This window comes from Ancylobacter pratisalsi, from assembly GCF_010669125.1.
GTDB classification, from domain to species: Bacteria; Pseudomonadota; Alphaproteobacteria; order Rhizobiales; family Xanthobacteraceae; genus Ancylobacter; species Ancylobacter pratisalsi.
This window is the reverse complement of sequence record NZ_CP048630.1, coordinates 3,963,219-3,977,336: the sequence shown is the minus strand read 5'-3', so window position 1 is coordinate 3,977,336 and position 14,118 is coordinate 3,963,219. Positions and strand designations below refer to the sequence as shown.

The window sequence follows — 14,118 nt, the reverse complement described above, 5'->3', positions numbered from 1 at the left end:
ACAAGAAACGGGAGGAAAGACAATGAAAATACGCACATTGCTGCTTGCAGCGAGCCTTCTCATCCCCGCGCTCGGCGCCGCGCAGGCGGGCGAAATCGAGAAGCCGAACGTCACCCTGGGCGTTGGCGGAAAGCCCCTGCTCTACTATCTCCCCCTGACGCTGGCGGAGCGGCTCGGCTACTTTAAGGATGAAGGGCTGAATGTCGAGATCAACGATTTCGGCGGCGGCTCCAAGTCGCTCCAGGCGCTTATCGGCGGCTCGGTCGACGGCGTGACCGGTGCCTATGAGCACACCATCCGCATGCAGCAGAAGAAGCAGGACGTACGTGCGGTCATCGACCTCGGGCGCTATCCCGGCATCGTCGTCGGCGTGCGCACCGCCGAGGCGGACAAGATCAAGTCCGTCGCCGACCTGAAGGGCGCCAAGATCGGCGTGACGGCTCCGGGCTCGTCCACCTACATCCTGGTGCAGTACCTGATGCAGAAGGCGGGGCTCAACCCGGACGAGGCCTCCTTCATCGGCGTGGGCGGTGGCGCCTCCGCGGTGGCCGCAATGCAGAATGGCGAGATCGACGCCATCTCGCATCTCGACCCCGTCATCTCCAAGCTGGAGGACATGGGCGAGCTGAAGATCCTGGTCGACACCCGCACCACCGAAGGCACCGAACAGGTGTTCGGCGGCATGAACCCGGCGGCCGTGCTCTACTTCAAGGAGAGCTTCATCAAGGATAACCCGAACACCGTGCAGGCGCTCACCAATGCCTTCTACCGCACGCTCAAGTGGCTGGAGAAGGCAACGCCGGAAGAGGTCGCCGCGACGGTGCCGGAGGCCTATTGGCTCGGTGACAAGAACCTCTACATCAAGGCGTTCAACGCGACCCGCCAGGCCTATTCGACCGACGGCAACATCGACGAAGCCAGCATGAAGATCGCCCTCAACCTGCTCACCACTACGGACCCGAAGTTCGATGCCGCCAGCATCGACCTGTCGAAGACCTTCGACGGTTCGTTCCTCGCGAAGGCGAAGGGTCAGTGAGACTGCAACGGGCGGAAGAAGCTCAAGGGTTCACCGCCCCTTCCTGACCTGTCACCGGCATTGTGCCCGTGCTGAACGGGCAAGACCACGTCAGGCTTCAGAACAATACGAAACGGGCGGCGCTTCCAGCGCCGCCCGTTTTCGTTTCCGCAGGGCATTCTTCACCAGGCTCGCTGCGCCTCAGCTGCGCAGTCCGGGCGCCTCGCTGCCGGTATGGGCGACATACTCCGTATAGCCGCCGCCATACTGATGAATGCCGTCAGGCGTCAGCTCCAGCACGCGGTTCGACAGCGCGGCCAGAAAATGCCGATCATGGCTGACGAACAGCATCGTGCCCTCGTAACTCGCCAGCGCCGCGATCAGCATCTCCTTGGTGGCGATGTCGAGATGGTTGGTCGGCTCGTCGAGCACGAGGAAGTTCGGCGGATCGAACAGCATCTTCGCCATCACGAGACGGGCTTTCTCGCCGCCTGAGAGCACCCGGCAGCGCTTGTCCACATCATCGCCCGAGAAGCCGAAGCAGCCGGCAAGCGCACGCAAGGAGCCCTGCGCGGCCTGGGGGAACGCGTCTTCCAGCGACTGGAACACGGTACGCTCACCCTCCAGCACTTCCATGGCGTGCTGGGCGAAATAGGCCATCTTCACGCTGCCGCCGATCGCCACCGTCCCGATATCCGGCTCGGTGGATCCCGTCACCAGCTTCAGCAACGTCGACTTGCCGGCGCCATTAACGCCCATCACTGCCCAGCGCTCGCGCCGGCGCACGTGGAAGTCCAGCCCCTCATAGATGCTCCGCGCGCCATAGCTCTTATGCACGTTCTTCAGGCTGACAACGTCCTCCCCGGAACGCGGGGCCGGCTGGAACTCGAACGCAACGGTCTGGCGGCGGCGCGGCGGCTCGACGCGCTCGATCTTGTCGAGCTTCTTGACCCGGCTCTGCACCTGCGCGGCATGGGAGGCACGGGCCTTGAAACGCTCGATGAAGGCGATCTCCTTGGCCAGCATCGCCTGCTGGCGCTCGAACTGGGCCTGCTGCTGCTTCTCCGCCAGCGCGCGCTGCTGGGCGTAGAACTCGTAGTCGCCGGAATAGGAGGTCAGCGTGCCGGCGTCGATTTCGACCACCTTGTTGACGATGCGGTTCATGAATGCGCGATCGTGCGAGGTCATCATCAACGCACCGTCGAAATTCTTCAGGAACGCCTCCAGCCAGATGAGGCTTTCGATGTCGAGATGGTTGGACGGCTCGTCGAGCAGCATCACGTCCGGACGCATCAGCAGGATGCGTGCGAGCGCGACGCGCATCTTCCATCCGCCGGAGAGTTTGCCGACGTCACCCTCGATCATTTCCTGGCTGAAGCCGAGACCGGCCAGCACCTCGCTCGCGCGGCCCTCGAGCGAATAGCCGTCGAGTTCCTCAAAGCGGGCCTGAACCTCGCCGTAGCGCTCGATGACCGCGTCCATCTCGTCGGCGCGGTCGGGGTCGACCATCGCGGCTTCCAGTTCGCGCAGTTCGGCGGCGATGGCGCTCACCGGGCCAGCCCCGTCCATCACCTCGGCCAGCACCGTCTGACCCGCCATCTCGCCCACGTCCTGGCTGAAATAGCCGATCGTCAGGCCGCGATCGACGGAGACCTGCCCTTCATCGGGCTGCTCCTCACCGGTGACCAGACGGAACAGCGTCGTCTTGCCCGCGCCATTGGGGCCGACGAGGCCGACCTTCTCCCCCTTCAGCAGGGTCGCAGACGCCTCGATGAAGACGATCTGCTTGCCATTCTGTTTGCCGATGGAATCGAGACGGATCATGCGTGCACGCAACCTTCAAATGATGTTGCAGCGCGCTTAGGCCATTTGGCCGGCCGGGGGAAGGGCATGCCACGCGCAGCGCACCCGCGTTTGCGGCAACCGTGCCCGCAGGGCCACGCCTTGGGGGCTCTCGTCACCTGCACAATGAGGCAGGCCCCACCGAACAGCGCCTCTCAGATCGCGTCTTCGGTCTCGGCCTGCAGCGCGGCGAGCAGCGACATGAAGCGCTCGCCCTGCACGAGCACATGCGCACGGATCCGTTCGGATGCCGACGCACCATCGCCCTTGAGCAGGGCCTCAAGAATGGATTCATGTTCGGCGAGCGAAGCATCTATCCGCCGAGGGACCTTCAGTTGCAGGCGACGATAGGGCTGCAAGGTGAGCTGAAGGCGCAGAGCCTCCGCGCGAAGCACGCGATTATTGGTCGCGGCATAGATTGCCGCGTGAAAGAGCGCGTTCGCGGGGTAGTAGGCCGCCTCATCACCGTCCGCCACCGCCTGGCAACAGGCAGCGTGCGCCTCGGAAATCGCCTTCTGATCGGAAGGCCCCATGCGCTGGGCCGCGAGACGGGCGCAGGAGGCCTCCACTTCGGCCATCAACTCGAAAGACTCGACCAATTCGCGCGGTCCGAGCAGCGTGACGAAGGTGCCACGCCGAGGGCGCATCTCGACCATGCCCGATGCCGCGAGCTGGATCAGCGCTTCCCGGATCGGCGTCCGCGACACGCCGAAACGCTCGGCGAGACCAACCTCGTCAAGCCGCTGTCCCGGCCGAAGCCGTCCCACGACGATGTCTTCTTCCAGTGCTTCGCGAAGCCTGGGCGTTTGTTCACCACGCACGGGTCACCTCTGTCCGAAGAAAGCCGCGTTTCGATCAAAGATGCAAGATCGAACTTCATGTATACAAGATCGTTGACATCGCGTGCGCATTGCTCTTCATTCGATACATACGCCAACGTCCAGCCGGCACGTGAAGCTCACCTGATGGCGACTTTCGCGACCTTGGGCGTGGAAAACCGGACATGGAACAGCGGCGGGCGGTGCCCCAGCGCGGGAAAATGCCATGGGTTCGAACACATCGTTCGTCACGGGTTTGCTTAACTCCATCGCGGAGCATGGTCGCACGCTGCTCGAGCGTTCGAATCGCAGCAGTGGCACCACGCGGCTGGAGACGCTGATCGATCGCTGCGAGGCCCTTCTGTCCGGTCAGGGCGAAGCCTCGGGAGTGGCCCTCGCGGCTGACATTCTTGACCGTTACACCCGTGTGAAGCCTGCGGAAGGCCTTGCCTTTTTCGAGGCCCTCGCCCGCGACTTTGGCCCGGACCGCGCACGCCTCGATGCAGCGATCCAGACCTATGCGCGCACCGGCTCGCCCCTCGACGCGGCCGAGATTCACGTCGCCAGCGAACCTCGCCGCCAGGAGTTGTTTCGCCGCTTCAATCTGGCGCCGGGTGGCACGCGTTCACTGGTGCACATGCGCGAGCAACTGATGCAGGTACTCCCCCTGCACGCCGAGCTCGCCGTGGTCGATCGCGACTTCGCTCATCTGTTCTCGTCCTGGTTCAATCGCGGCTTCCTCGTCCTTCGGCGCATTGACTGGTCGACGCCCGCCAACGTGCTGGAGAAGATCATCCGCTACGAGGCGGTGCACGCCATTCAGGACTGGAACGACCTGCGCGCGCGCGTCGATAGCCCCGACCGACGCTGCTACGCCTTCTTCCATCCCGCGCTGATCGACGAACCACTGATCTTCGTGGAAGTCGCGCTGACGAAGGATACACCGGGCGCCATCGCCCCGGTCCTCGACCAGTCGCGCCGGCACCTGAAGCCGCAAGAGGCGAAGACCGCCGTCTTCTACTCCATCTCCAACTGCCAGAAAGGCCTCGCCGGCGTGTCCTTCGGCAATCTGCTGATCAAGCAGGTGGTCGAGGAGATATCCCGCGAATTGCCATCCCTCACCACCTTCGTCACGCTGTCGCCTGCTCCCGGCTTTCGCAAATGGCTGGACGGCGAACGCGCGTCCGAGCACAGCGTCGCCCTCTCAGGCGCGGACCGGAAGGCACTGGAAAAACTCGACACATCGGACTGGACCGAAAAGCCCGAGGTTCGCCAGGAACTTGCCGCGGTGCTGAGCCCGCTCGCGGCCTATTATTTCCTTACCGCCCGCACCCCGAAGAACAAGCCGCTCGATCCGGTCGCCCGTTTCCATCTCGGCAATGGCGCGCGCCTTGAGCGCATCAATCCCATGGGCGATCTGTCGCCCAAGGGCATCGCCCAGGCCGCCGGCCTGATGGTGAACTATCGCTACATCCTCTCCGATATCGAACGGAATCACGAAGCCTTTGCCGGCAAGGGTGAAGTGGTATCGAGCCCGGCCGTGCGAAAGCTGGTCAAGGCCGATACGAGTTCCCGATCCCTCGTTTCGGCCTCCTGAAAGCCGCCTGAGAACCACCATGTCCAAAACCGCGTCTGACAACCACCTGTTTTCCGCCATCGTCGCGGCCGTCCCTTCTCTCGACGCGCCGCTGGCCCGGCTCGCCGACGGCAGCATCGAGACCTATGGCGACGCTTTCGCGCTCTCCGCCCGGCTTGCTCATCTGCTGGTATCGCGCGGCGTGAAACCGGGGGACCGCGTGGCGGTACAGGTGGAAAAGTCCTGGCCGAGCCTTGCCCTTTATCTCGCCACCATCCGGGCGGGCGCCGTCTACCTGCCCCTCAACACGGCCTACACACTCAACGAGGTGAAATACTTCCTGACCGACGCCGAGCCGGCGCTGTTCGTCTGCCGCCCCGAGATCGAGACCGAGGCGCGCGCACTCGCCACCGAGATCGGCGTTCCCTGCGTCGAAACCCTTGGAAACGATGGTGTCGGATCGCTGACGGTTTCCGCAGCGGCGTTGTCGCCCACGTTCCCCGATGTGGCGCGCGGGCCCGATGAACTCGCCTGCATCCTTTACACGTCAGGCACCACCGGGCGCGCCAAGGGAGCCATGCTCACGCATCGCAACCTGCTTTCCAACGCTGTGACGTTGAAGGACTACTGGCGCTTCACCTCGAATGACGTGCTGATCCACGCCCTGCCGCTGTTCCACACGCACGGACTGTTCGTCGCCGCCAACGTCATTTTCATGTCCGGCGCATCCATGCTGTTCCGCACCAAGTTCGATGCCCGCGAAGCCATAGAGCTGATGCCGCAGGCGACATGCCTGATGGGCGTTCCCACCTTCTACACCCGCCTTCTTGACCAGCCGGGCCTCACCCGCGAGGCGACGCAGCATATGAGGCTGTTCACCTCTGGCTCGGCGCCCTTGCTGGCCGAAACCCACCGCGCCTTCCGCGAACGGACCGGCCACGCCATTCTCGAGCGTTACGGCATGACCGAGACGGGCATGAACACGTCCAATCCCTATGAGGGCGAGCGGATCGCCGGCACCGTTGGCTTACCCCTGCCCGGGGTCAGCGTGCGGGTCGTCGATCCTGAATCAGGCACGGTGCTCGGCTCCGATGAGATTGGCATGATCGAGGTGAAGGGTCCGAACGTCACCAAGGGCTACTGGCGGATGCCGGAAAAGACCGCGAGCGAGTTCCATGACGGATTCTTCGTCACGGGCGACCTCGGGAAGATCGACGCGAACGACTATGTGCACATTGTTGGGCGCGGCAAGGATCTTGTCATCACCGGCGGCTTCAACGTCTATCCGAAGGAGGTGGAAGGCGAGATCGACGCCCTGCCCGGCGTGGTGGAAAGCGCGATCATCGGTGTTCCCCATCCCGATTTTGGCGAGGGCGTGACCGCCGTGGTGGTGATGGCCAAGGGCGCCGATCTTTCCGAGCAGGGCATCCAGAAGGCCCTTGAAAGTCGCCTTGCCCGCTTCAAGCAACCCAAGCGGGTCTTCTTTGTGAATGAACTTCCCCGCAATACCATGGGTAAGGTGCAGAAGAACATCCTGAGGGACACCTATCGGGACATCTACCGCAATATTGCCTAAGATACCGCCGCCTGGGAAAGGGCGGAAAAGTCGACGGTGGGTCAACTTCCGCGACATCTAAATAACATTGGAAACGCCAGCAGTCCGCCATACAGCGGGCCAAAAAGGAGGAAAGTCATGACCGGAACGCGTTCCATTGCGCGTGCGCTCACACTCACCTGCGCTCTCGCCTTTGCCTCGTCCACTTTCGCCCAGGACATCACCCTGCGCGCCTCGCACCAGTTTCCCGGTGGCAAGGGCGACCCGCGCGACGAGATGGTGCAGATGATCGCCCGCGACGTAGAGGCGGCGAATGTCGGGATCAAGATCCAGGTCTTTCCCGGCTCCTCGCTCTTCAAGGCGAACGAGCAGTGGGGCGCCCTGACAAAGGGGCAGCTCGACATGTCGAGCTTCCCGCTCGACTATGCCTCCGGCCGCGTGCCGCAGTTTTCGGCCACGCTGATGCCGGGGCTGGTGCGCAACTTCGACCGCGCGGACCGGATGAACGACTCGCCGTTCATGAAGGAAATCAAGCAGATCATCGAGGAACAGGGGGCTATCGTCATCGCCGATGCGTGGCTCTCCGGCGCCTTTGCCTCCAAGAAGAACTGCATCACCAATCCGGAGAGCATCAAGGGTCAGGTGACGCGCGCCGCCGGACCGGCCTTCGAGCAGATGCTAGCCGCGGCCGGTGCCTCGATTTCCTCGATGCCCTCGTCTGAAATCTATTCCGGCATGCAGACCGGCGTGCTCGATGCCACCAACACGTCGTCTTCGAGCTTCGTCTCCTACCGTCTGTTCGAGCAGGTGAAGTGCCTGACCGCACCGGGCGAGAACGCGCTCTGGTTCATGTATGAGCCGGTGCTGATGTCGAAGCGCGTGTTCGATCGCCTGAACCCGGACCAGCAGAAGGCCATTCTCGCCGCCGGCAAAAAGGCCCAGGCCTGGTTCGCGGTCGAAGTGCGCAAGGCCGACCAGAAGCTCATCGATACCTTCAAGGGTGCGGGCGTCGAAGTGGTCGAGATGTCGGGCGCCGATTACGACGCCTGGCTGAAGGTCGCTCAGGAAAGCGCCTACAAGAACTTCTCCGAGAAGGTGAAGGGCGGCGACGAGTTGATCAAGAAGGCGCTCGCCGTTCAGTGATCACACGCTGACCGTGCGCGCTGCCGATGGGGAGCGCGCACGGTCCATCCGCCGCCGACGCCCGACCGCCCCGTGCCGCCGATCCGTCACGCAAGCACCGGCCCGGACCGCCCCAGCGCAGCGAACCAGCCCACCCCTACGGACGAAAGCGCCCAGATGACAAACCTGTTCCTGCGAACGGTGGACTTCATCTCCAAAGCCTGTGCCATCTTTGCCGGCCTGCTGCTGGTCGCCGCCATGCTGGTGATCTGCGAGATGATCTTCCTGCGATATGTGTTCCGTTCCCCCACCATCTGGCAAACGGACTTCGTGGTCTTCGCTGCCACTGCCGCGATGTTCCTCGGCTCGCCCTATGTGCTTCACACGCGCGGCCATGTTGGGGTCGACGTCGTGGAATTGATGTTCGCGCCGCCCGCGCAGCGCTGGCTCGGCATATTCGGCGCGCTGCTCGGACTGCTCTTCGCCGTGCTGATGACGATCGCAAGCGCGATGTTTTTCCATGAGGCCTATGTGAACGACTGGCACACCTCGTCCGTGGCCGCGATCACCTTGTGGATTCCGCTGCTTCCCCTGCCCGTCAGTTTCGCGCTGCTCTCGCTGCAATATGTTGCCGAGCTGATCCGCCGCGTCCGTGGCCCCCGCACCGCGGGAGTTGAGGCATGATGACCCTGTCTCCCACCTCCTCGGGCATGTTGATCATCGGGCTGCTGCTGTTCCTGTTGGCCACCGGCATGCCCATCGCCTTCGCCCTTGGCCTCACGGCCATTGGTGGGCTGGTGTTCGCCAACGGCATCGGCGTGTTCGATGTGCTGGCCGAGACCATGTTCTCAGGGATCGCCAACCTCGCCTATGTGTCGATCCCGATGTTCGTGCTGATGGGCGCGGCGGTTGCCGCGACCCCGGCCGGCCGCGACCTGTACGAGGCGCTTGACCGATGGCTGAGCCGCGTCCCCGGAGGTCTGGTACTGTCGAATATAGGCGCCTGCGCCATCTTCGCCGGCATGACCGGATCGAGCCCGGCAACCTGCGCCGCCATCGGCAAGATGGGCATCCCCGAAATGCTCAAGCGGGGATATCCGGCCAGCGTCGCGACGGGCTCCATCTGCGCGGGCGGCACGCTGGGCATCCTTATCCCACCGTCGGTGACAATGATCGTCTACGGTATCGCGACCGAGACATCGATCGGCCGGCTATTTCTCGCCGGCGTGCTGCCCGGCCTGATGCTCACCACGATGTTCATGAGCTGGGCGGTTTATGACTGCCGGCGCAAGGGCTTTCGCTTCGACGTTCAGGGCTCCCGGTTCACCTTCGTGCAGAAGCTCACGGCCCTGCCTAAGGTGGCCCCCTTTCTGGTCATCATTCTAGGCACGCTCTACGTGCTCTATGGCGGGGTGGCGACGCCCTCCGAGGCTGCGGGCGCGGGCGCCTTTCTCACCCTCGGCGTCGTCATCGTCATGTACCGGCTGAGCCGGCCCAAGCCGATCTTCGACATCTTCTCGACGACCCTGCGCGAGAGCGTCATGATCATGATGATCATGGCCTCGGCGGAGCTGTTCGCCTTCGCGCTGTCTTCGCTCTTCATCACCCAGACCATCGCCGCCGAGATTGCCGCGCTCGACGTGAACCGCTGGGTACTGATGGGGGTGATCAACCTGTTCCTGCTGCTGGCGGGCATGTTCCTGCCACCCGTCGCCATCATCGTGATGTCGGCGCCCCTGCTCTATCCGATCATCGTCTCGTCCGGCTTCGACCCCTACTGGTTCGCGGTCGTCCTCACCATCAACATGGAAATCGGACTGATCACGCCGCCGGTGGGGCTCAACCTGTTCGTGGTCAAGGCGATAGCTCCGCAGGTGCCGTCGGGACAGGTGCTCAGCGGCGCCGTGCCGTATGTGCTGCTGATGCTCCTGGGTATCGTGATCCTGAGTATATTCCCCGGCATCGTTACCTGGCTGCCGGATCAGGTCATGGGCCCGATCAATTAGCTCGGCGCGGGCGCCTCTCCTCATGCGGTGCCCGCGTCGGCCGCAAAGTCGGCTTGGCCACGCGCGCCCGACCGTCGTTTATTGCCGGCAGCGGGTCGACGGAGATTAATGTCTATACATATGAGGCGTGTGGGTTAGAATACTCCCCTCCGTTGAGTGAAGAGGGAGCATCGCGCCGTGACAGCCCGCCCCGATCTCCGCCCCACGAACACGGCCGGCGTCACGCTTAATCAACGGATCCGCGCGGATCTGGAAGCGCGCATTCTCTCAGGCGAATGGCCGCCGGGCCATCGTATCCCGTTCGAGCACGAGTTGATGGCTCAGTATGGCTGCGCCCGCATGACCGTCAACAAGGTCATCGCCGGTTTGGTCGCGGCGGGCCTCATCGAGCGACGGCGGCGCGCCGGCTCATTCGTGGCGCAGCCGCGCATTCATTCGGCCGTGCTGCGTATTCCGGACATTCCCGTCGAGATCGCGGCACGCGGCGAGACCTATGGATACGAACTGATCGCCTGCCACCGCCGGCTCGCCAACGCCCACGACCGGCTGGAAACAGCGCTGGCCGCTGGCGCGGAAGTACTCGACATCACCTGCCGCCACCTGTCCAACGGCCGGCCCTTCGCGCTGGAGGAACGGCTTATCGGCCTCGACACCGTGCCGGAAGCGGCGAAGGTCGATTTCGCCAGCGAAACGCCAGGCTCCTGGCTTCTGCGTCATGTTCCCTGGACGGAGGCCGAGCACCGCATCAGCGCGGTGAACGCTTCCGCGCGCGTTGCGCAGTCGCTCGCGATCCCGAAGGGAGCGGCCTGCCTGACCCTGGAACGGCGCACCTGGCGCAACAACGCCACCGTCACCTTCGTCCGGCAGGTCTTTCGTGGCGATCTCTACGATCTTATCGCCCGCTTCTCGCCGCAGGGTTGAGCAAGCACCGAAAAAGAAAAAGACCGCCGCACCCGAAGATGCGACGGCCTCCAACAAAATTCTCACGCGGTGCCGGGAAGCAGCGTCAGAAGCTGGCCTTCTCGACAGTATCCGGCGTCGACATCTCGGTGCCGAACCACTTCTTCTGCAGCGCGGCCAGACGCCCGTCATGCTTCATCTTGATGATGACCGCGTCCACCGCATCCATCAGCGACTTGGCGTCCTCGGACTTGGCGCCGATAAAGCCGAAATAGACCGGCTTGCCGAAAGGCGGCTCGACCACCTCGAACACATCGGGCTTCTGCTTGGCGAGGAAGGCGATGTTCGGGAGCGAGTTCGCCACCGCGACGATGCGGCCAGCGCCCAGATCCGCATAGGACTGGCTGAAGTCGACATATTCCTGGATCGTCGGCTCCGGCGACAGCGTCTTGCCGAACTCCTGAAGCTGCGCGAGCTGGGCGGTCGCCTTGCCTGAACCAACCTTCTTGCCTGCAATATCTGCCGGCTTGGTGATCGAGGTGTCGCCCTTCTTCTTCAGGATCGCGACGGTCGCGTTCGCGATCGGCGAAGAGAAGCGGTAGCGTTCCATGCGGGCATTGGTGATCGTCGCAGGACCGGCCACCATGTCGAACTTGCCCGCCTCGAGGCCGGGAAGCACGCTCGGCCACGGCAGGTCGAGGAAGGTGATCTTCACGCCGAGTTCCTTACCGATCTCGGCAAAGATCTCCTTGTTCATGCCGGCCTGCTTGCCGTCCTCGATGAAGTCGAATGGCGCAAACTGCAGCTCAGTGCCGACGGTCAGTTCGCCCTTGGCCTTAACCTTGGCAAGTAGATCCTCAGCGTGGGCAAGCCCGGCGAAGGTCATGGAAGCGGCCACGCCCAGGGCGGCGAGCCGAACGGTGCGGATCACGGCGGAGCGCCGATCGAGAAGCTGCATAGGTCTCTCCTGTTCCCCAACGGATTGTCACGGGTGACGCAGCGGCCGTCCGTGTTTCTTTGACTATTAAGTATAGACATAAGAGGTCGAGAGCCGCAACATGACCACTTACGGTGCGTGCCCGGCGCTCATGACGAGGGCGTCTCTTCCGATTGCCAGAATACGTTACGCTCGAAATAGTTTTGCAGGAACTGCCGGAGCCGGGGATTGGGATCGCGGCGGAACACATGGTCCGGCGAGCCGCTCACTGCGATCTTTCCCTCGTCGATGAAGACCACCGTGTCCGCCACCTGCGCGGCGAAGCCCATCTCGTGTGTCACCACCGCCATGGTCATGCCTTCGGCTGCCAGGTCGCGCATCACCTGAAGCACTTCGCCGACAAGCTCGGGGTCCAGCGCCGAGGTCGGCTCGTCGAACAGCATGATATGCGGCTCCATGGCGAGCGCGCGGGCGATACCGACACGCTGCTGCTGGCCACCGGAAAGCTGGCTCGGATAGGCGTTGGCCCGCGCGGAGAGGCCGACTTTCTCCAGCATGGCGCCGGCACGCTGCGCCGCCTCGGCCGGCCCGATGCCGCGGCCCAGCCTCAACGGCGCCGCCACGTTCTCCTGCGCCGTCATATGCGGCCACAGATTGAACTGCTGAAACACGAATCCGACATTGCGGCGCACGCGCTGCACCTCGGCATCGGAAACGCGCCGCCGCTTGCCGCCCTCCAGCGAGAAGCCGAGCAGTTCGCCCTCGATATAGATCTCGCCCTCGCTGTATTCCTCAAGGAAGGCGATGCAGCGCAGCAAGGTGCTCTTGCCCGAACCCGACGGTCCGATAATGCAGGTCACGTCGGACTTGTTGATCGACAGGTCGATGCCCTTCAGCACCTCCACATTGCCGAAGCGTTTCCAGACCTCGCGCACGTCGATGATCGGCCGGTTGCTCATATCCGTCATCTCCCGTTAGCCCTGTCCACGCAGCATGAAGCGGCCAACCCGCTTTTCCAGTCGGCGCGCGGCGGCGGTGACGATTTCGAGGAATGCCCAGTAGACGAGCGCAAGGAACAGCAGCGTCTCGGCAAAAGCGAAGGTGGTGGAGCCGATCGACTGCACCACCGAGGTCAGCTCGTTCACGGTGATGACCGAGAGCACCGCAGTCTCCTTGGAGAGCAGCACCGTCATGTTGGCGAGTGCCGGCAGGATGATCACCAGCATCTGGGGCAGCTGCACATGGCGAACGATGCTCAACCGGCTGATGCCCATCATCCGCGCCGCCTCGATCTGGCCGGGCGGAACCGAGAGGAAGCCGGCGCGGAAGATCTCCGAGAAGTAGGCCCCGCCATAGAGCGCAAGACCGGCTACGCCGGCAACCATCGGCGTCAGGTCGAGGCCGAAGGAGGGGCCGCCATAGTAGATCACGAAGAGCTGGATCAGGAACGGAGTGCCGCGCATCAGCGCGACGTAGAAGGTCAGTGGGGCCGCCACCCAGCGATTGGTAAAAAGCTGCAGCGTCGCCACCACAAGCCCGATGGCCAGCCCAAGCACCGTGCCGCCCACCCAGATCAGGATGGTCAGTATCATGCCGTCGAGCAGTTCACGCCAGTGGTCGGTCAATATAGCTGGATTGAACGTCATCGCGCTTTCTCCAGCTGGAAGCGGCTCTCGACGAGCGAACCGAGCATGGTGATCACGCCGTTGATGGCGAAATAAATCGCGCCCGCCGTCAGATAGATTTCAAGCGGCTGGAAAGTGGAAGTGGCGATGTTCTGGGCAAGGCGCGTCAGTTCCAGCACGCCGACGACTGAGATCAGCGACGAGGCCTTCACCATCATCGTCGTCTCATTGATCAGCGACGGCAGCGTGAAGCGCACGGCGAGCGGCACTTCGATGCGGGTGATGATCTGGGCGCGCGACAGTCCTACCATCCGCGCGGCTTCGACCAGGCCCGCAGGGATGCCGAGAAAACCGCCGCGCAGGATCTCCGCGATATAGGCCCCCGTGCACAGTGCCAACGTGCCGACCGCCGCCACCGATGACGGTACGTTAATCCCGATCAGCGGCAGGCAGTAATAGGAGATGAGAAGCTGCACCAGCAGTGGCACGCCTCGGAAGAAGCTGACGTAGAAGGTGGAAATACCCCGGCCGACGCGCGAGGAGGACAGCCCTGCCGCGCACATCAGTGTGCCGATGCAGAAGCCGATCGCGACCGACGTCAGCGAGTAGACCACGGTCCATATCGAGGCGTGCAGCAGCAGCGGCAGGGATTTGATGATGATCTCGGTATTGAACATCAAGGCTCCAGGCTGAGACGCGTCTTGTTCCACGCCGCCCCGTCA

General features: G+C 63.4%; 13 protein-coding genes. 7 read left to right on the top strand and 6 right to left on the bottom strand.

What is annotated here, in order from left to right:
- Window positions 1-22: 22 nt before the first annotated feature.
- Entirely contained in the window at window positions 23-1,036 is a 1,014-nt protein-coding gene (locus tag G3A50_RS18580) for an ABC transporter substrate-binding protein (protein ID WP_163076631.1), read from the top strand.
- A 180-nt stretch (window positions 1,037-1,216) separates the two neighbouring features.
- On the opposite strand, the gene G3A50_RS18575 is transcribed toward G3A50_RS18580, so the two are convergent.
- Together G3A50_RS18575 and G3A50_RS18570 are read right to left on the bottom strand one after the other, a co-directional pair.
- A complete protein-coding gene (locus G3A50_RS18575; protein ID WP_163076630.1) occupies window positions 1,217-2,839 on the bottom strand; it encodes an ABC-F family ATP-binding cassette domain-containing protein in 1,623 nt (540 codons plus the stop codon).
- 173 nt (window positions 2,840-3,012) lie between these two features.
- Complete coding sequence (locus G3A50_RS18570) at window positions 3,013-3,678, bottom strand: GntR family transcriptional regulator (protein ID WP_163076629.1); 666 nt, start codon at window positions 3,676-3,678, stop codon at window positions 3,013-3,015.
- A 223-nt stretch (window positions 3,679-3,901) separates the two neighbouring features.
- Here G3A50_RS18570 and G3A50_RS18565 point away from each other — a divergent pair, with 223 nt between their 5' ends.
- The 6 genes from G3A50_RS18565 to hutC all read left to right on the top strand — a co-directional run bounded on the left by G3A50_RS18565 (window position 3,902) and on the right by hutC (window position 10,855).
- A complete protein-coding gene (locus tag G3A50_RS18565; protein WP_163076628.1) occupies window positions 3,902-5,272 on the top strand; it encodes a malonyl-CoA decarboxylase in 1,371 nt (456 codons plus the stop codon).
- A 19-nt stretch (window positions 5,273-5,291) separates the two neighbouring features.
- Window positions 5,292-6,827 carry a malonate--CoA ligase gene (locus tag G3A50_RS18560; protein ID WP_163076627.1) on the top strand — a complete coding sequence of 512 codons (1,536 nt, stop codon included), beginning with the start codon at window positions 5,292-5,294 and terminating at the stop codon, window positions 6,825-6,827.
- Window positions 6,828-6,944: 117 nt separating this feature from the next.
- The gene (locus G3A50_RS18555) at window positions 6,945-7,949 is read left to right on the top strand and encodes a TRAP transporter substrate-binding protein (RefSeq protein ID WP_163076626.1); all 1,005 of its coding nucleotides are present in this window, start codon (window positions 6,945-6,947) and stop codon (window positions 7,947-7,949) included.
- Window positions 7,950-8,105: 156 nt separating this feature from the next.
- Window positions 8,106-8,612: a TRAP transporter small permease subunit gene (locus G3A50_RS18550; protein ID WP_163076625.1), complete on the top strand. Its 507-nt coding sequence runs from the start codon at window positions 8,106-8,108 to the stop codon at window positions 8,610-8,612.
- A gap of 5 nt (window positions 8,613-8,617) precedes the next feature.
- On the top strand, window positions 8,618-9,934 hold the full coding sequence (locus G3A50_RS18545) for a TRAP transporter large permease (protein WP_210255331.1): 1,317 nt from the start codon (window positions 8,618-8,620) through the stop codon (window positions 9,932-9,934).
- Window positions 9,935-10,111: 177 nt separating this feature from the next.
- Entirely contained in the window at window positions 10,112-10,855 is a 744-nt protein-coding gene (hutC, locus tag G3A50_RS18540) for a histidine utilization transcriptional repressor HutC (protein ID WP_163076623.1), read from the top strand.
- A gap of 85 nt (window positions 10,856-10,940) precedes the next feature.
- Here hutC and G3A50_RS18535 read toward each other — a convergent pair whose 3' ends face one another.
- The 4 genes from G3A50_RS18535 to G3A50_RS18520 form a co-directional block, all read right to left on the bottom strand.
- Window positions 10,941-11,792 carry a transporter substrate-binding domain-containing protein gene (locus tag G3A50_RS18535; RefSeq protein ID WP_163076622.1) on the bottom strand — a complete coding sequence of 284 codons (852 nt, stop codon included), beginning with the start codon at window positions 11,790-11,792 and terminating at the stop codon, window positions 10,941-10,943.
- 128 nt (window positions 11,793-11,920) lie between these two features.
- On the bottom strand, window positions 11,921-12,730 hold the full coding sequence (locus G3A50_RS18530; RefSeq protein WP_163076621.1) for an amino acid ABC transporter ATP-binding protein: 810 nt from the start codon (window positions 12,728-12,730) through the stop codon (window positions 11,921-11,923).
- A gap of 15 nt (window positions 12,731-12,745) precedes the next feature.
- Window positions 12,746-13,417: an amino acid ABC transporter permease gene (locus G3A50_RS18525; protein ID WP_163076620.1), complete on the bottom strand. Its 672-nt coding sequence runs from the start codon at window positions 13,415-13,417 to the stop codon at window positions 12,746-12,748.
- On the bottom strand, window positions 13,414-14,058 hold the full coding sequence (locus tag G3A50_RS18520; protein ID WP_425483483.1) for an amino acid ABC transporter permease: 645 nt from the start codon (window positions 14,056-14,058) through the stop codon (window positions 13,414-13,416). Before G3A50_RS18520 ends, G3A50_RS18525 begins: the two co-directional genes overlap by 4 nt.
- Between the last annotated feature and the right edge of the window lie 60 nt (window positions 14,059-14,118).